The following is a 16,683-nucleotide window of genomic DNA, read 5'->3' on the forward strand; positions in this document are numbered from 1 at the left end:
AAGAACGGATAACCACCATGTCTACAGGCATCGCAGGCTCGGGCATCGAGCTTGGCATCACCCTCTACTCACTGACCTCTGAATTTGCAGCAGGCCTTTACACTCCCCAGACGCTCATCAAGGCCGTGGCCGACGAAGGGCTCGGTCCCGGCGTCGAATTCAACATCGCGCAGATGCTGCGCACCTACCCTGATGTCGACGACGACTTCGTCAAGCTCTGGCGCGACAGCATGGACCGGTACGGGCTGACGCCCAGCGCTGTGGGAACCAACCTGGACATGGGCCGCCGCAAGGACCGGGACATGACTCCGGACGAGGAATTCGACTTCTTTGCGCGTCAGCTGAAGACCGCGAACACGCTCGGCTTCCACAGGATCGTCATCCGTTCGGCAGGCAAGGAACTGCTGCGCCGGCTGCTGCCCCTCGCTGAGAAGTACGACCAGAAGCTCGGCTACGAAATCCACGCACCCCAGGGTCCGAACGACCCCAAGATCCTCCAGATCCGGGAGATGTACGACGAACTCGGCAGCGACCGCCTTGGTTTCACGGCAGACTTCAGTTCGACCATGCACAGCCTGTCGCCCACGCTGTTCCGGACGCTCACGCAAATGGGGCTGCCGGAAGAGCACTTCGCAGTCATGCAGGACATCTGGCGAAAGCCGCTGCCGATGCAGGAACGCAACCAGGAATTCGAGGACTACCTCCGCTCCAACAACTTCGATCCCGCAAACCTGGGGCCGTTCACCCGCCTGGCGTTCAACATGCATGGCCTGGTGGCACCCGAGGAATGGTTGGACATCATGCCGCAAATGTTCCACGTGCACGCCAAGTTCTACGACATTGACGAGAACGGCAATGAGCCGGCCATGGACATTCCGCGCATCGTCCGCCAGTTCGTCAAAGGCGGCTACACAGGCTTCCTGTCCAGCGAATGGGAGGGCCACGCCTTTGCCGACCTCGGCGAATCGGACCCGATCGACCTCGTCAAGAAGCAGCACGCACTCATGCGGCGCGCCATTGAAGACTCCGTAGTACCGGCCTAGGGAGGCGTCCATGCCAGCAATCGATACTGACCTCAGCGCGGAGATCCAGCAGCTCCGGATGGAACTGCAGGAAGCCCGGCGCTTGGCACGCCGCGCGAACGACCGCGGTGAGATCGAGAACCTCTTCAACCGCTACATGTACCTGCACAACGCATTCCAGGACGAGCAGATCATTCCCCTGTGGGTAAAGCCGGGAACTCCCGGAATCCGCGCCAGGTACACCAACGCGGGCCAGTACACGGACTACGAAAGTGTCATCCGCTACCACCGGAACCGCCCGAATCCCGTAGGAAAGCTGATCCTGCACTACACCACAACCCCGGTCATCGAGGTCGCGGGCGACGGCGAAACCGCCAAGGGCGTATGGATCATGACCGGCAACGAATCCGGGCTGACGGATCCCGAGGTGGCAAAGGAAAGTCCGGACTACATGTACTCGCCAGGCGAAGTACAAGGCAAGAAGGTCTGGGCCCATTGGGTCTGGTGCAAGTACGCCGTGGACTTCCTCCGCCAGGACGGTGAATGGAAGATCTGGAAGTTCCGCTGCTACGAACTCCTTCGGGCGCCCTTCGAAGAAAACTGGATCAGCTTCGCCGAGAAGAACCAGCACGCCTTCGCCCTGGACCTTATGTACTTCGGCGACGACGGCAAACCCGTTTTCATGCCGCCTGCGGACGAGCCGGTGCCAGCCGAGTACCACCCGTACAACCCATCGGCCAGGCAGACACTGGAGCCGCAGCCGCCCATACCCCACCCAACCTTCACCGAGACTTTTGAGTAAGGATCATCATGGCAACCCACAACTCCCTTTTCCAGGACGCTGACGTCCGCCGGCACCCCGAGGGTATCTCTGTCTCCGTGCAGTTGCCTTGGTACCGCAGCCTGTGGCTCTCCGCCGTCGACGACGTCGCAGCCACGGTCAACGGCGTGGAAATCCCCAAGTCTGCGCTGCGGTTCGAGCTGCAGGGACGCTCGTATTCAATCGAGGAACTCCCGGACCAGTGGGAGACCCTCTGGTTCGTCGCTGACAAGCCGGACATCATCATCCCACTGGACCGCGTGCCCGACTCAGGTGAGGAGATCGACGTCGAGGTTACCCTCACCCTGCGCCTGCTTTACATGCAGATCGCACCCATGCACTACGTGGGCAACCGCGTGGCGGTAGAGCGCAAGGTTGTGCTCGCATGACAAGCCTGCGGGTGGCCATGATCGGGTACGGGTTCATGGGAGCAGCCCACTCACAAGGCTGGCGAACGGCTCCCCGGGTTTTCGACCTTCCGGCAGACGCCGAGATGGCCGTGATCGTGGGCCGTGATGCCGCTGCCGTAGCAAAAGCCGCCAGTAAATGGGGCTGGGCCGAATCGGCAACGGACTGGCGCGAAGTCATCGCACGCGACGACATCGACGTCGTGGACATCGTGACGCCCGGCGATTCACATGCGGAGATCGCCATTGCCGCGTTGGATGCAGGCAAGCATGTCCTGTGCGAGAAGCCCCTGGCCAACAGCGTGGCCGAAGCCGAGGCGATGGCTGCGGCTGCTGAACGTGCCGCCGTGCGAGGTGTGAAGGCCATGGTGGGTTTCACGTACCGTCGGGTTCCGGCCGTGACGTTCCTGCGTCAGCTCATCGCCGAGGGCGTGGTGGGCCGGATCGCGCACGTCCGTGCCTCGTACCGCCAGGACTGGCTGGTGGATCCGGACATGCCGCTGGCATGGCGGCTCCAGAAAGAGCACGCGGGTTCCGGCGCGTTGGGGGACATCGGAGCCCACGCCATTGACTTGGTGGAGTTCGTCACCGGCATGGACGTGGAACAGGTATCCGGTGTGCTGGACACGATCGTCAAACAGAGGCCGCTGCTTGGTAGCGGATCGGGGCTCTCCGGAAAGGCCACTGCCGGCTACGGGCAAGTCACCGTGGATGACATCGCCATCTTCACGGGCCGCTTGGCGTCCGGGGCGCTTGCCTCCTTCGAGGCCACGCGTTTTGCGACCGGGCGAAAGAATGCGCTCGCGATTGAGATTTCCGGGGACAAGGGTGCTTTGGCTTTCGACCTCGAAGACCTGAACAGCATCCAGTTCTACGATCGGACCGCCCCTGCCGACCAGCAGGGATTCCGGAAGATTCTGGTCACCGAGCCCGTGCACCCCTACGTGGCAGCCTGGTGGCCGGCCGGACACATGTTGGGCTACGAGCATGGCTTCTCCCACCAGGTCAAGGACCTGGTGGAGGGCATTGTCCGGAACACGGACCCGCACCCCACATTTGCCGATGGCCTGCGGGTCCAGCGTGTACTGGATGCAGTGGAACGCAGCTCCAACAACGATTCTGTATGGACCCGCGTCGCCGCCGACGTTCCGGTCCATTCGTAGGTTTCCAGGCGTAGGAAGGACGAAAGACATGGCACGATCAATCACCCTGTTCACTGGGCAGTGGGCGGATTTGCCGTTCGAAGAGGTCGCCCGGCTCGCTGGAGAGTGGGGCTATGACGGGCTTGAAATCGCGTGCTGGGGCGACCACCTTGACCCGTGGCGATGGGACGACGACGCCTACGTCCAGGACAAGCTCGACGTCCTGGAACGCAATGGCCTTAAGGCATGGACCATCGCCAACCACCTCAAGGGACAAGCGGTCTGCGACGATCCCATCGACCAGCGGCACCGGGAGATCCTCCCGGATGTCGTGTGGGGCGACGGTGATCCTGAAGGCGTGCGACGCCGTGCTGCCGAGGAAATGAAGAACACGGCCCGGCTGGCCGCCAAGCTTGGCGTCAAGACGGTCACGGGTTTTACGGGCTCGTCTATTTGGAAGTACGTGGCCATGTTCCCGCCGGCCAGTGAAAAGATGATCGACGCCGGATACCAGGACTTCGCGGACAGGTGGAACCCCATCCTGGACGTCTTCGACGAGGTGGGTGTTCGCTTCGCCCATGAAGTGCATCCGTCCGAGATCGCCTACGACTACTGGACCACGCAGAGGACCTTGGAGGCGATCGGCCACCGGGAGTCCTTCGGCCTGAACTGGGACCCGAGCCACATGGTCTGGCAGGACATCGACCCCGTCGGATTCCTTTGGGACTTCCGCGATCGCGTCTACCACGTGCACTGCAAGGACACGAAGAAGCGCCTCGGCAACGGCCGGAATGGCCGGCTGTCCTCGCACCTGCCCTGGGCCGATCCTCGTCGGGGTTGGGATTTCATCTCAACAGGCCACGGAGATGTTCCTTGGGAGGACGCCTTCCGGATGCTGAACGCGATTGATTACAAAGGCCCGTTGTCCGTCGAATGGGAAGACGCCGGAATGGATCGCCTGGTCGGTGCCCCCGAGGCGCTGGGCTTCGTCAGGAAGCTCTCCTCCTATGAGCCGTCCGCTGCGGCTTTCGACGCCGCTTTCAGCACCAAGTAAGGGACCCCTGTGTGGTCGCGTGTGTGGTCGCGCAGACGCAGGCAGGAGTGTGACCGTAAGGATCCGGTGCGCGTCACCTTGTTCAGCTAGTGGGAGACGTTCAGGGTGACGGTGGTTCCCTTGCCCGGCCTGCTTTCGAGGTTTATTTGTCCGCCGTGTGCTTCAACGATGGCTTTGCTGATTGATAGTCCCAGGCCGGCGCCCGGGATGGCGGTCTTCATGGCTTGGTCGGATCGGAAGAATTTGGTGAATGCCTGCCGTTGTTCTTCTGCAGTCATGCCGATGCCTTGGTCGCTGATCGAACAGATGAATCCGCCGTTCTGCCGTCTCAGGGAAACCGTGACTTCACTGCCGTGCGGTGAGAATTTGATGGCGTTCGAGAGCAGCTGCTCGATGGCCCTGGTGAACTGCCCGGGATCAACCTCAGCCTCGAGGTCGGCGTCGATGTTGTCATGGATGATGATGCCCTTGGCCGATGCTTCCTGCTGTGCGGATCGGGCCGCTGCATCCATCAAACGGGAGAGGTTGGCCGGCCGGCGACGGATCTCAAGGTCCTCGGACGCCACCAGCAGGAGGTCGTTTATCAGGGTCAGCAGGCGTTGGGCGTTTCGCTCGATCACCTGCAGGTACCCCGGGTTCGGGTCATTTCCCAGGAGCTCAAGGAAGCCGAGCATGGATGTCAGAGGGGTTCGAAGTTCGTGGGAGACGGTTGCTACGAACTTGTCCTTCGCTTCAAGCGCGGATACCAGCGTTGTGACGTCGGTGAAGGCCAGAACCGAACCCTTCAGCTGGCCATCGTCGTCATGAAATTGTCTTGCCGCGACCGAGAAGACCAGCTGCTCGTCTTCCTGGCCTACACGGATCAGCTTGTTGGTAAAACTGCGGCCGGACATGGCAAGCCCTACTGGGCTATCGGGCAGTTGAGTTGTGTCATCCGTAGCCGTGAACGGGTTGTGGCCAGGCATCCGTTGGGCAGCTTTCCGGTCCGCGCGCAGACGGTGATTCGTAAGTATGTCGTTGCCGCCGGCATCGATCGCCCACACGCCGACGTTCACCGTTTCCAGGACGGCATCAAGAAGTTGCTGATGATCCTGTGTGGCCTTGTGCAGGCGGACAAGCTCCCTGTCCTTCAGGTCTTGCATGTTCCTGTGTTTGACTACGACACCTGCCACCAGATGGGCTGTCACGGCGAACCCGGCCAGGATGACAGGAACAACAATCATCCGGATGAGTTCGGTTTGCTCCACTTCGTGTCCCAGCACGTACGGGGAGGCGATGATTCCGCAGAAGGGACCGGCGATAGCCAGGACAAGGCGTGTCCGGCTGGCGCTTAGGGAAAGCCAAATGACCGGGAACGCTATGAGCAGCGTTACGACACTCAGGACGGGGCCGCCGACCTCGCGGGTGAGTGCCAGGACGACGAAATCCACTAACGGTATGAGCACAAAAGTCCCGGGTGGAAGCCGGTTCCAGGGAACAGCAAGGCAGGCAACGAGCATCAGCAGATGAACCACCAGCATGAGCTGAAAGGCAGTGTCAGTCATCGTTTCGGGACTGAAAAGAATGGCGAAGACGACGATCAGGCCCATGGCCAGCGTCACCGGCAGTTGGCACAGGACGACGGCCCTGCGTCGGCCGATTCTGTCGAAGAAGTCATCCAATGGCATAAAAACGGACGTGTCCTGCATAATCGCTAGCCCTCTCCCCAGAAGCCGCCCACAAGTACAGGCTTGATGTCGATAGCCACAGCATAGTCAGGAGATGTAGCGGCGGAAGCGGAAGTGCAGGATTCAGCGTGTAAACCGCTGCTTCAACCCGATGGAACTGCATGGCTAGGTGGTTCCCCTTTCTTGCACTTATAAGTGCAAGTGGCTTAGTGTTAGGGAATATTAGGGAAAGTACGCCGAGGGAGGCGAAATGTCCGCCTTATTGGATCGGACCGAGAAAACCGTCGTAACCACGACTAAGCAGGAGAGCGAACAAGCGCGCCAGCTCACCGAAAGATTACGTTCTACCGCAAACCGGAAGTCAGTCAGATTTGCCGTAGAGGATACCTCGGGCGAGTCCGCACAGGTACCGCCGGAGCTTGCTGCTCTCCTTCGTAAGGTTGTCGAGGTGATCGGACGCGGTGGCACAGTAACCATCGGGACCCTGCCCAAGGAACTGACGACTACTACAGCCGCAAAGATGCTCGGCGTCTCGCGCCCCACGCTCATGCAGCTTGTGCGTAACAACGAATTGCCCTCCCACAAGGTTGGTTCGCATACGCGCATTCTCGCTGAGGATGTTCAGAAATACGTAGAAGCCAGGGCTAAAGTGCGCAGGCAAGGGCCTTGATGAGCTTCGAGCATTCGAGGACGAGCTTGACCTGGAGGACTAAGCCGGAAGGGTGACCGTCGAGACTGCGGCCTCTTCAGCGTGTCTTGGACGGAGGACATCATGGCTGAGACTCTCTACAACCTTCGTAAGAAGCATCCTTTATGGGCTGATGAGCAGATTGGCGGCATGCGCCGTCGGCTGGAGAAGACTTTCACCGGTGGGCAGATCGCCGGTTATGAGATCGACGCCACCTTGCACTATCCCGATGTTTGCGATGCCCACGTTCACGCAGCCGCCGTTCACGGTGGGGTCGATATTGTTGTCACTGCCAACGCAAAAGACTTTCCGGACAGCGACGATCTTCCATATGAGATCTACCATCCCGACGATTTCTTGGTCCTGGTAGATGACGGAGCGCCTACCGCCGTTCGATCAGTGACCGAGCAGCAGCTTGTCTACTTCCATGGAAGAGCTTCTGCTGGTGATGGTGTGGATCTGCCACATCGGCTCAAAAATGCTGATGCGCCGGAGTTTGCCACCCGCGTCCGGAAACATTTGCAGCGTATAGACATGAGCATTCTGAGTGCGTCGGATGCTGGTGAGGACTTAGTCAAAGCCCAAGGTCGCTAGAAGCACAGTTCTATATAGTTTCTGCCTCCTGTTCGTCCCCCCGCGGCTTCGGTCGGGATTGACCCTGTTGCGCAGCTGAACTCCCGTTGGCTTGCGTCCGAGCATAGACGACATGTGTCGGCCAGCGATACGCCCGCTGACGCTGACGGTTTGTGTGCGCTTCTGCCCTTCCGTGTCAGCGGTAGGTTCTACGTGGCCTTTTTCGAGCTCGCAGCAACGCCGGAACGACTGGAGTTCCGTGTCCGTTCAGGATTCGGCCAGTGTATTGAGGCTGGTCATGAGATCGCGGTTCGCAGTCAGGGCGGCGTTCGCGGTCGCGGTGGCCGCGCCTGTGCCCAACGCGTCCTTGGCAAGCTCCAGATGCCGTCTGGTCATGACCGTGGGATCGTCCTGAAGCCATTCGTGACCTCCCCATTCGCTGGTGAGCGTGCCCGCAAAGCCTTCCTCACCCAGAAGCCGGCCGAGTTGCTGAAGCGGCCGGGACACCCGCCCGTCAGTATCCTGGAGGTCCCAGAATTTCAGGTGGAACGCGCCTACGAGCGGCAGGATTCCCTTGAGTTCCGATGCGTCACTGCGTCCAAAACGGATCACCAGGTTCATGAAGAGGGTGTGGATCGCGGGTGGAACCACATCTGAGCGCAGTGCCGTAACGACGGCGTCGTGGGTCGCCGGGTCTTTCCAATCGGTCTCCAGCCGTGCAAGTAGGTCCGCTGCCATACCGGCCTTTGCCAGTTCCTCTAGATAGGTCACCGGGAGCGCAGGCATCAACATGCTGATGTCCACCAGGACCCGGATCCGATCGTCGTCCAGGGATGCGATGTGGTCCAGGGCAGGCAGCACCTGGGGATTCCGCGGGTGCTGTTGGCCTTGGATTTCCTCGAAGAGAACAAGATCGAGGTCGTGCAGCAGTGGTTGGACCAGTTTGAGCAGTTCCGGTCCGGCCTGTCCGATCGGGAGCCGGACCCCTGCTGCCCCCACGCGGTGGGCGGCCTTGAGTTGCGGTACCAGGAACTCCAGCCGCTGGGCGGTGGTGCGGCGGGCCGTCGTCGTCAAGTAGTCATCAAGACTGCAGCCGACGATGCTCACGCTGCCACCCGCTGCCTCCATGGCGCTGCGGAAGGCGCCGACTTCCTGGTCCTGTGGGGCAGGAAACGTCCGCCACAACAGCCCGGGTTCCAGTTCCACAACTGTGGCGATCCCTGCTTTGGCAATGCCGGTGACAATCTCGGCGCTGGTCCTTTCGGATGCGATGATTTCCGGCGTCCAGTTGAAGGCGCTGGCAGCCAACGTCCATCCCGAAGGTAAGGGGGTTTCCATGGGGAGCCTTTCCATATAAGTATCTTAATGACAAACTTATGTCACTTTCAGACAAAGGAGCATGTGATGTTGAAGAACGCCTTGCGTGAGGATGCCTTGAGCTTTGGTCCGGATGGATTTGAGCTTCGGTTGGGCCTTCCATGGATCCGTTCAATGCCGCTGTCCTCTATCCGGGGCCTTTCCGTCTCCGTGGATGGCTGGTCTCCGGCGGAAGGGGAGTTGCGGGTCAGGTTGGGTCAACGGGCCATCCCCGCGGATGCCTTGGCGGGAGAGTCTGGCTGGTGGTTCATTCAGGACCGCCTGGTGATCCTGTTCCCGGTCAATCGGTTCCGTGATCGCAGTGGCAGCCGGCGGAAAGTGTCCGTGGACTTCGAGTTGATGGTTCCGTACCTGCGTGGTGGGGCAGATGGGCCGTTGGTCCTGCCCTTCCACTTGGAAGCGATGTTGCAGGGCCTCACAGGTGGTCCCGCGGGGAGTCTCGCTCGACGTCGCCTAAAAGCGGATTTCCGAGCGGGGTGTGCAGGCTGGCACACCCCGCCGTTTCGTGTCACTTCTGCGTGGCGGGTTCTCCGGCCTCAACCCACTCCGTGAACATCTTGCGGACCATGGGTTCCAACGTTGTGGGCCACCAATCCCCGCCCTCCACGGCTTGTCCCAGGTCCTCGGGGGTTGGAACAGTGACTTCGCCTGTGGCCGCCCACTCCGCGCTGCGTGGGAAGAGTGCTCGGAAGGCGGGGTGGCTCATCGCCTGGACATTGTGGCCGATACCTATGGAGACGGAGCGGCCCGCACCGTATTCCACGGCCCACGCCACCGGATGCTCGTCGCCCATTCCCGGCATGCTCCGCCACTGCCCGGGCACCTGCGTGTAGCGCAATGGGTTGTCCCAGCCCTTGAGCAGGATGGTCTTCCTGACACCTGCGGGCCATTTAAGTCCCACGTAAAGGTCGTCGTTGTAATGCGGGAACTCGCTGGGCCACCCTTCCGTGATGGGGTGCGCTTCAGTGGTGTGGATAAGAAAATCGTTGTTGGGTGCCCGGCGCGAGGTATCCTCGCGCATCACACCGCCCAGAAGGCGTTCATACTCGGGATCCCAGCCCACCCCGCCGGCCAGCGTTGGATGGTAGGCAATGAGGCCTTTGCCGCCAGCCACGAAATCGAACAGGGCTTGTTCTGCCGCATGGCCAAACCGCTCCTCCGGCACGTCGCGCCAAGGATCATGGCGGCCGTAGTAATTCAGCACGACGAGGTCGTAGGGCTTGAGGGTGCCGGCCGTTGCTCCGCGGAATTCTTCGGTGACGCGCACCTCGAAACGGCCGGTTTCTTCCAATGCTGCCTTGAGCGCCGGGGTGGTCTGACGCCAGTCGTGGTGGACGTCGGTCATGCCGGTAATGATCAGCGTCTTAATGGTTCCGGGCATTCGTGGGACACTCCTTCGTGACTCGACTTATGATCCGAAGATACATGCTTAAGTCGGAATCAGGAAGAAGTTTTTCCGCCGTAAGTTGCCTAGCTCAACGTCAGGGTTTTGATTGGGCCTGGCTTACCTTGGGCAAACCAGCGCGGGAACGTGGCCTCAAAGAGTTGTTCGCGCGCCAGCTCAGCGCCGCCCCGCAGGGGTTCGCGTTCGTCGTTCACGGACAGAAGGATCCGCAGGTCCCTGGTGGCCAGTGGCAGGGACAGTTCGTAAACGCGTTGCCGCACTTCAGCGAGGTACACCTCGCCGGCGGATGCCATGGCCCCGCCGATCACAATGATCCCTGGGTTGAACATGTTGACCAGGGCTGCGATTGATTCACCCACAACCCGTGCCGAGCGCTGAAGCAGGCGCACTGCCAGCGCATCACCGCTGATGGCCGCCAGTGCGATGCCCTCGGGCGAGAGGGGCTGCCCCTTCTCGACGGATGTGGCAAGTGGGCCCGTGGCGCCTTCCTTGATGGCAAGTTCCGCATCACGGATCAATGCCCAGCCTCCGGCGACGGCTTCCAGGCAGCCGACCTTTCCGCACCGGCAGAGTGCGTCCGAGTCCGGCACCCGCACATGCCCGATGTCGCCGGCCGCACCGTTGGCACCCCGGTGAATTCGTCCCTGCGAGAGGAGTCCGGCGCCGATGCCCGACCCTATCTTGCAGTAGATGAGGTCGGCGTATGCGTCGCGCCTGCGCGCCCGTTCACCCAAGGCGAGCAGGTTGACGTCGTTGTCCACCCAGACCGGAGCATCAAAGCGTTCCTCGAAGGGGGTGCGGATGTCCGAACCGTTCCAGCCGGGCATGATCGGCGGCGCCACCGGCTGTCCGCTCTCGAAGTCAACGGGGCCGGGAACGCCCACAACCACAGACCAGACAGGCAGTTCCGCGGCGCTTCCAAGGAGGTCATCCAGGAGCTCCATGGCGGCCTTCAAGGTCTCCGCCGGTCCGCGCGCAATGTCCCACTCGCGGTGCCTCTGGTCGATGATGTCTCCGTCCAGCTCCGCGTAGCCCACCCTGATGTGCAGGGCGCCGAGGGCGCACACGATGATCCGTCCTTGCTCTGAGCGGAAGCGGAGCGTCCTGGGTGCGCGTCCTCCCGACGAAGCGCCGAACTCGCCGTCCCCGAGGAAGCCCATCTGGATCGCCTGGTCCACCCGTTGCGTCACCACGCCCCGGCCCAGGCCGGTAAGGCGGCCAATTTCGGGACGGGTTGTTGCTTCCCCCGTGCGCACAAGGTTGACGATGCGGAGCAAGCTCGTGACTTCGTCTGTCTGCGCACCGAACCGGAGTGTGGAATCTGTGGTCATAACTCAAAATTGTCCCACAAGAAGGTCACTAATGTGCGGAATTTGGTGCACTATAGCCAGAACTGAATGAACTTAGGAATGATGCTGACAAAAGGAGCACGCGTCATGACATGGAAAGTGGGTTTCCTGGGCGCCGGGCCTGGCGTCGCGGCCCTTCATCTGCCAACGTTGGGCCGCTTGGACGATAAATTCCGGGTGGCTCACGTTGCGGATGCCGGCAGCGGGCGTGCACGAACACTGGCTGAACCCCTGCATGCCAGCTGGTCAGCCGGGGACGGGGAGCTGCTGGCCGACCCGGACGTCGAGGTTGTGGCTATCTGCAGTCCGCCGGCGGAACATCAGCGCCAGATCATCGCGGCGGTTGGGGCGGGCAAGAAAGCCATCTTCTGCGAAAAGCCTTTGGCCACCACCAAGGAGGCGGCGGAAGGTGTTGTGGCTGCCTGCCGCGCCGCCGGCACCGTCTTGATGGTCGGAACCAATCACGCCTACGATCCCGGGTGGCTGCTGGCACGTCACCTGCTTGAGGAGGAGCAGGAGGCGCCTGAGTCCATTGCGGTCACGCTGGCACTGCCGCCGAACGGCCGCTACCATCAGCTGGTCTCGGAGTATGCTTCCTCCCAGGCCCAGGCCCAGGCCCAGGCCCAGTCCCCGGCCCGGGAGCGGCCCGACACCGCAAATCCTGGCGTTGCCGCCCACATCGTGAAGCAGCTGCTGACCGGCCTTGCCGTCCACGACCTTCCCGCGCTCCGGCATTTCGCGGCGGACATCGAGGAAGTGCAATACGCCCGGTTCGTTCCGCCGATCGGATACGCGGTGGGGTATAAAGCCAGCGGCGTCAACGTCCAGTTGGCCCTGACCATGCTGCCCGCGGGCCCGGATGTCCTCTGGAGGGTCACGTTTTCCTCGCCGGAGCAGCGGTTGGATCTTGAGTACCCGCCTCCTTTCGTCCATGCAGGCAGCGGTCGTGTCATTGTGGCGCGGGCCGATGGGTCCAGGATGGAGCATCCGTCAGTGGAGCAGGATGGCTATGAGGCGGAGTGGCTGCACTTCGTGCACCTCCTCGAAGGCACCATTGCTGTGGACTACGACCAGATCCTGGCAGATGCCCTGTACCCGCTGGAGCTGGCCGATGCGGTCTTCGCCACCATGACCACAGGAGACGTGCAGTGAGTGGGGCTCCAGCCGTTGTGGCCACGGCGCGGAATTACCGGGCCGCCGTCGCAGAGCTTCGCGGGAGTGCACGTCACAGTGATCTCGTGCCGGGCGCCGTGGTGGTTATTCCCGGTGGAGGTCCGTGGTGGACATTGCTGTTGGAAGCGCAGGCAGCGGGGGCGGCGGCCGTCGTCGTCTCCAATCCTGGGCGCGTTCCTCCCGAGGCGGGGTCTGCGCTGTCGGCTGACGCTGTCACTCTTCCCGTGGTTGTGGAGAGGCCGTACGCGCGGGCGGACATCCTTGCCGATGCCCTCGACGCGCGCGCCGGAAGTGGTCCGACGATGGTGACGGTGGAATGCGCAGCGCCCGCTCCGGACGTGGGGGCGACCTTGCGTGACGGGTTGCGGTGGGCCGCTGTGCTGGCAGGTGGGCCGCTCAGCTACTGCGGCGGTGGGGACGGCACCTTCCTCCTCGAAGCAGCCGGTGTGTCCGGCCCCGGTTCCTGTGACCGCCGGGGTGCGGCTGTTGACAGGGGACGCGTGTGATCCGCTGCTTCGGGTGATGGCCTTGGGGGAGGTCCGCTCGGAGATTGAGTCTGGAAGGGTTGGAGCGGCCGTTCGCCTTGAGACGGCCACCTTCAACGGGACAATCCAGGCTCCACTGCGGTACGAAACGCCGGCGCGCCTGGCACTCCGCAGGGCCTTGGATTCCTGCCGTTCGGGCGAGCGGCCCGACGATCTGGAACACCTCCTCAGCGATCACGACCTCGCTGCGCATCTCCTCGAACCGCATAAGTAACACTGATCTTCGGCATAGGTAATATCCCCTTCCCTGATGCGCTGCAGGGGCCAGAGACTTGATGTGGGCAGATTTACAGACCACTGAAAGGATCGAAGATGATCAAGCTTCTCTCCCACCTCTCCTACGTAGCAATTACCACTCCCGACGTCGAAGCCTCCGTTGATTTTTACGTCAACCAGGTGGGGCTCAAGGTTGTGGACCGCGTTGACGGCGCCGTCTACCTCCGGTGCTGGGGTGACTACTACCGCTACAGCGTGGTTGTTGTTCCGGGCGACGAGCCGGCACTGGTAACCATGGCATGGCGGACGTCCAGCGCCGAGGCACTGGACGAAGCGGTGCGACGCATCGAAGCGGCAGGGGTCAACGGCGAATGGACGGATATCCATGGCATTGGCCGTGGCTACCGCTTCGTGGGGCCGTGGGGCCACAGCATGACACTGCACTGGGACGTTACGCGATACCAGGGTGAGGGCCAGGATCTTTCAATCTACCCGGACCGCCCGGCGCGCCGCAGCAAGGTGGCAGGCGCACCCCGCCAGCTTGACCACGTGACCATCGCAACCAGTGACGTGGACGGGTTCGCCAAGTGGTACAACGATGTTCTTGGCTTCCGCATCATGGCCCGGACCGTCCTGGACGAGGCCCCCATCTCGGTGTTCTCCGTGCTGACCACCAACGAGAAGTCCCACGACCTCGGCGTGGTCCTGGACGGCTCCACGCGCGCTGGACGCATCAACCACTACGCCTTCTGGGTGGATACCCGCGAAGAACTCCTGATCGCCGCGGACACCCTGATGGAAAACGGCATTCCGATCGAATATGGCCCCTCCATCCATGGCATCGGCGAGCAGAACTTCCTCTACTACCGGGAGCCGTCATCCCTTCGCATCGAGCTCAATACGGGCGGCTACCGCAACTACGTTCCCGACTGGGAGCCGAACACGTGGACCCCGTCCATTGGTTCGAACAACATGTACCGGAACGGCGCCATGCCGATGTCCATGACGGAGTCCTTCCCTCCGGCAGACGGCCCCAGCGCCACCGAAGAGGGCGTTCCGGACGAGATCAAGGAAGCCCTGTTCAACCCCTACGCCCGCCAGGGCCAGGGCTAGAACCTTACGGTTATCACCGGCATGGGCATCCATGCCGGTGATAACCGCTATAACCACAAACTGATTTACTTATGTCGAATTCCGACATTAAATGAAAGTGGACCGAGGACGGTCCACGAGGGGAGTTACGTTCATGACGACGACGTCAGGCCAGTTGGAAGCACCGTTCGCACTCGCGCGTTACCGGGCCGGGGACGAGGTACGGCTGGGGCTCATTGCCGGTGACCGGATCCGGCCGCTGGGTCCCCAGGAGCTGGGTGCCCCCGGTCTCAACGCCTTCCTGGCCACGCCTGACTGGGACCGCCTGGAAAAGCTTGCCCAAGGCGAGGGTCCCTGGCTTCCGCTGGAAAGCGTTGTTCTCACGGCTCCTGTGGAACCCAGACAAGTGCTGCAAACGGGTGCCAACTACAGGACGCACGTGATCGACCTCGTCGTCGCGGGCTTGGACAAGAACGACCCCCGCACACCGGAGGAAGCCCGCGAATGGGCCGGCAAGATGATGGACGACCGCCAGGCAAACGGTGAGCCCTATTTCTTCATCGGCCTTCCTGCGTGTGTTGTTGGTGACGACGTGCCGCTGGTTCTCCCAAGCTACAGCGAGAAGCACGACTGGGAGTTGGAGCTGGCTGTGGTCATTGGAAAAGAGGCCTTCAGGGTTGGCCGCGAAGAAGCGATGCAGCACGTTGCCGGGTACACGGTGGTCAATGACATCACTACGCGGGACCTGGTTTTCCGACGCGACATGAAGGAAATTGGCACGGACTGGTACCGCGGCAAGAACGCGCCTGGGTTCCTCCCGACAGGCCCGTTCCTTGTACCGGCGCAATTCGTGGATCCTGCCAAGCTGAAAGTACGGCTCGAACTCAATGGTGATGTCATGCAGGACGCAACTACCGACGACCTCCTCTTTGATATCCCGGCACTGGTCTCTGCCGCTTCGCAGAATATGCCGCTCCTGCCGGGGGACCTCCTGCTGACCGGAAGCCCGGCGGGCAACGGTGCCCACTGGGGAAGGCTGCTCCGGGACGGCGATGTCATGACAGGAAGTATCCAGGGCCTTGGAACGCAGGTAGTGCGCTGCGTCGCCGAGCCAGTCGCCAGCCAAGCAGCCGGGCAAGCCTAGGGTGGGCGGGGCAATGAACCTGGATAATCCCGACCTGCTGGACCGCACCGACCCCGAAGGCGAAATCTCCCGCCGTGGCAAGGCCTACCGGAACTGGGGGCGGTGGGGCGAAGACGATGTCCTCGGCACGCTTAACTTCATCGACGCTGCCAAGCGGAAACAAGCGGCTGCATTGGTGCGGGACGGCGACGTCACCTCGCTATCCCAGCCCTTCGATATGAATGGGCCACAAAAAGGCTGGCGTCGGCGCACCAACCCGGTGCACACCATGCTGGACACCGGAACGGATGCCGAGCGGGGCACGCAGGGCTTTCCCCATGGATTGGGCGGTGCGGATGATGTCATTTCCATGCCGCTTCAGTGCTCCACCCAATGGGACGGACTCGGTCACATCTTTGACCACGGTGCCGCCTGGAACGGGCGAAGGGCCGGCGACGTCGTCACGAGCGACGGCGATCTTGTCACCGGAATCGAGCACGCGGCGGCGGCTCCTGTCTCCCGCGGTGTCCTGCTGGATCTAGGCCGTCACCTGCATCCGGAAACGGGCGAGCTGCCGGACGGCTACGCGATCTCCACGGCAGATCTGGAGTCCTGCATCGAAGCCCAGGGAGCCAGCAGTGTTGTTGGCACGGGCGACATCGTGCTGGTGAGGACAGGACAGTTGACCCGCGCGAAGCGGGATGGCTGGGGCGATTATGCCGGAGGCCCGGCGCCTGGACTTTCCTTGACGACGGCCGGCTGGCTGCACAGAACCGAGATCGCGGCCATCGCCACTGACACGTGGGGCTTCGAAGTCCGTCCGAATGAGTTTGATGTTCCGGCCTTCCAGCCACTTCACCAGGTGGTCATTCCCAACATGGGACTCACGGTAGGTGAGTTGTGGGACCTGGACGGCATCGCGGAGAAGTGTCGTGAACGCGGCCGCTACGAGTTCCTCCTCGTCGCGGCTCCTTTGCCGATCACAGGTGCCGTTGGTTCGCCCATCAATCCCATCGCGATCCACTAATCA

At 62.0% G+C, this 16,683-nt stretch carries 18 protein-coding genes; 14 read left to right on the forward strand and 4 right to left on the reverse strand.

The genetic code is table 11. The features are described 5' to 3' along the window. The first annotated feature begins 17 nt into the window (after positions 1-17). From LDP01_RS21245 to LDP01_RS21265, 5 genes are read left to right on the forward strand one after another with little or no spacing between them, the layout of a single operon-like run. Positions 18-1,043, forward strand: a complete 1,026-nt coding sequence (locus LDP01_RS21245) for a sugar phosphate isomerase/epimerase family protein (protein ID WP_224094052.1) — start codon at positions 18-20, stop codon at positions 1,041-1,043. A 10-nt stretch (positions 1,044-1,053) separates the two neighbouring features. Beyond that, positions 1,054-1,824, forward strand: coding sequence for a nuclear transport factor 2 family protein (locus tag LDP01_RS21250; RefSeq protein ID WP_224094053.1), 771 nt, complete (start codon positions 1,054-1,056; stop codon positions 1,822-1,824). A gap of 8 nt (positions 1,825-1,832) precedes the next feature. Next, the gene (locus LDP01_RS21255) at positions 1,833-2,231 is read left to right on the forward strand and encodes a C-glycoside deglycosidase beta subunit domain-containing protein (RefSeq protein ID WP_224094055.1); all 399 of its coding nucleotides are present in this window, start codon (positions 1,833-1,835) and stop codon (positions 2,229-2,231) included. Next, positions 2,228-3,412, forward strand: coding sequence for a Gfo/Idh/MocA family protein (locus LDP01_RS21260; protein WP_224094058.1), 1,185 nt, complete (start codon positions 2,228-2,230; stop codon positions 3,410-3,412). Before LDP01_RS21255 ends, LDP01_RS21260 begins: the two co-directional genes overlap by 4 nt. 28 nt (positions 3,413-3,440) lie before the next feature. Continuing rightward, entirely contained in the window at positions 3,441-4,445 is a 1,005-nt protein-coding gene (locus LDP01_RS21265) for a sugar phosphate isomerase/epimerase family protein (RefSeq protein WP_224094061.1), read from the forward strand. Positions 4,446-4,531: 86 nt separating this feature from the next. Here LDP01_RS21265 and LDP01_RS21270 read toward each other — a convergent pair whose 3' ends face one another. After that, positions 4,532-6,112, reverse strand: coding sequence for a sensor histidine kinase (locus LDP01_RS21270; RefSeq protein ID WP_224094062.1), 1,581 nt, complete (start codon positions 6,110-6,112; stop codon positions 4,532-4,534). A gap of 250 nt (positions 6,113-6,362) precedes the next feature. Here LDP01_RS21270 and LDP01_RS21275 point away from each other — a divergent pair, with 250 nt between their 5' ends. Both LDP01_RS21275 and LDP01_RS21280 read left to right on the forward strand, forming a co-directional pair. After that, the gene (locus LDP01_RS21275) at positions 6,363-6,782 is read left to right on the forward strand and encodes a helix-turn-helix domain-containing protein (protein ID WP_224094063.1); all 420 of its coding nucleotides are present in this window, start codon (positions 6,363-6,365) and stop codon (positions 6,780-6,782) included. Between the two features lie 102 nt (positions 6,783-6,884). Further along, complete coding sequence (locus LDP01_RS21280; protein WP_224094064.1) at positions 6,885-7,394, forward strand: PIN domain-containing protein; 510 nt, start codon at positions 6,885-6,887, stop codon at positions 7,392-7,394. 246 nt (positions 7,395-7,640) lie between these two features. On the opposite strand, the gene LDP01_RS21285 is transcribed toward LDP01_RS21280, so the two are convergent. Further along, positions 7,641-8,711 carry a restriction endonuclease subunit R gene (locus tag LDP01_RS21285; RefSeq protein WP_224094065.1) on the reverse strand — a complete coding sequence of 357 codons (1,071 nt, stop codon included), beginning with the start codon at positions 8,709-8,711 and terminating at the stop codon, positions 7,641-7,643. Positions 8,712-8,777: 66 nt separating this feature from the next. Here LDP01_RS21285 and LDP01_RS21290 point away from each other — a divergent pair, with 66 nt between their 5' ends. Continuing rightward, entirely contained in the window at positions 8,778-9,302 is a 525-nt protein-coding gene (locus LDP01_RS21290) for a hypothetical protein (protein WP_224094066.1), read from the forward strand. Here the strand turns inward: LDP01_RS21290 and LDP01_RS21295 are convergent. Both LDP01_RS21295 and LDP01_RS21300 read right to left on the reverse strand, forming a co-directional pair. After that, a complete protein-coding gene (locus LDP01_RS21295; RefSeq protein ID WP_224094067.1) occupies positions 9,259-10,131 on the reverse strand; it encodes a ThuA domain-containing protein in 873 nt (290 codons plus the stop codon). The genes LDP01_RS21290 and LDP01_RS21295 overlap by 44 nt on opposite strands. An 89-nt stretch (positions 10,132-10,220) precedes the next feature. Next, the gene (locus tag LDP01_RS21300; protein ID WP_224094069.1) at positions 10,221-11,486 is read right to left on the reverse strand and encodes an ROK family protein; all 1,266 of its coding nucleotides are present in this window, start codon (positions 11,484-11,486) and stop codon (positions 10,221-10,223) included. A gap of 105 nt (positions 11,487-11,591) precedes the next feature. On the opposite strand from LDP01_RS21300, the gene LDP01_RS21305 reads away from it, so the two are divergent. The 6 genes from LDP01_RS21305 to LDP01_RS21330 all read left to right on the forward strand — a co-directional run bounded on the left by LDP01_RS21305 (position 11,592) and on the right by LDP01_RS21330 (position 16,680). Further along, positions 11,592-12,656, forward strand: coding sequence for a Gfo/Idh/MocA family protein (locus LDP01_RS21305; protein WP_224094071.1), 1,065 nt, complete (start codon positions 11,592-11,594; stop codon positions 12,654-12,656). Beyond that, on the forward strand, positions 12,653-13,183 hold the full coding sequence (locus tag LDP01_RS21310; protein WP_224094072.1) for a hypothetical protein: 531 nt from the start codon (positions 12,653-12,655) through the stop codon (positions 13,181-13,183). Before LDP01_RS21305 ends, LDP01_RS21310 begins: the two co-directional genes overlap by 4 nt. Beyond that, the gene (locus tag LDP01_RS21315) at positions 13,164-13,436 is read left to right on the forward strand and encodes a hypothetical protein (protein ID WP_224094073.1); all 273 of its coding nucleotides are present in this window, start codon (positions 13,164-13,166) and stop codon (positions 13,434-13,436) included. Before LDP01_RS21310 ends, LDP01_RS21315 begins: the two co-directional genes overlap by 20 nt. A gap of 98 nt (positions 13,437-13,534) precedes the next feature. Next, positions 13,535-14,551, forward strand: coding sequence for a VOC family protein (locus tag LDP01_RS21320; protein ID WP_224094074.1), 1,017 nt, complete (start codon positions 13,535-13,537; stop codon positions 14,549-14,551). Between the two features lie 133 nt (positions 14,552-14,684). Next, entirely contained in the window at positions 14,685-15,674 is a 990-nt protein-coding gene (locus LDP01_RS21325; protein ID WP_224094075.1) for a fumarylacetoacetate hydrolase family protein, read from the forward strand. 13 nt (positions 15,675-15,687) lie between these two features. Next, positions 15,688-16,680: a cyclase family protein gene (locus LDP01_RS21330; RefSeq protein WP_224094076.1), complete on the forward strand. Its 993-nt coding sequence runs from the start codon at positions 15,688-15,690 to the stop codon at positions 16,678-16,680. The last annotated feature ends 3 nt before the right edge of the window (positions 16,681-16,683 follow it).

It is taken from the genome of Arthrobacter sp. StoSoilB13, from assembly GCF_019977255.1.
In the GTDB taxonomy this organism is placed as follows: Bacteria; Actinomycetota; Actinomycetes; order Actinomycetales; family Micrococcaceae; genus Arthrobacter.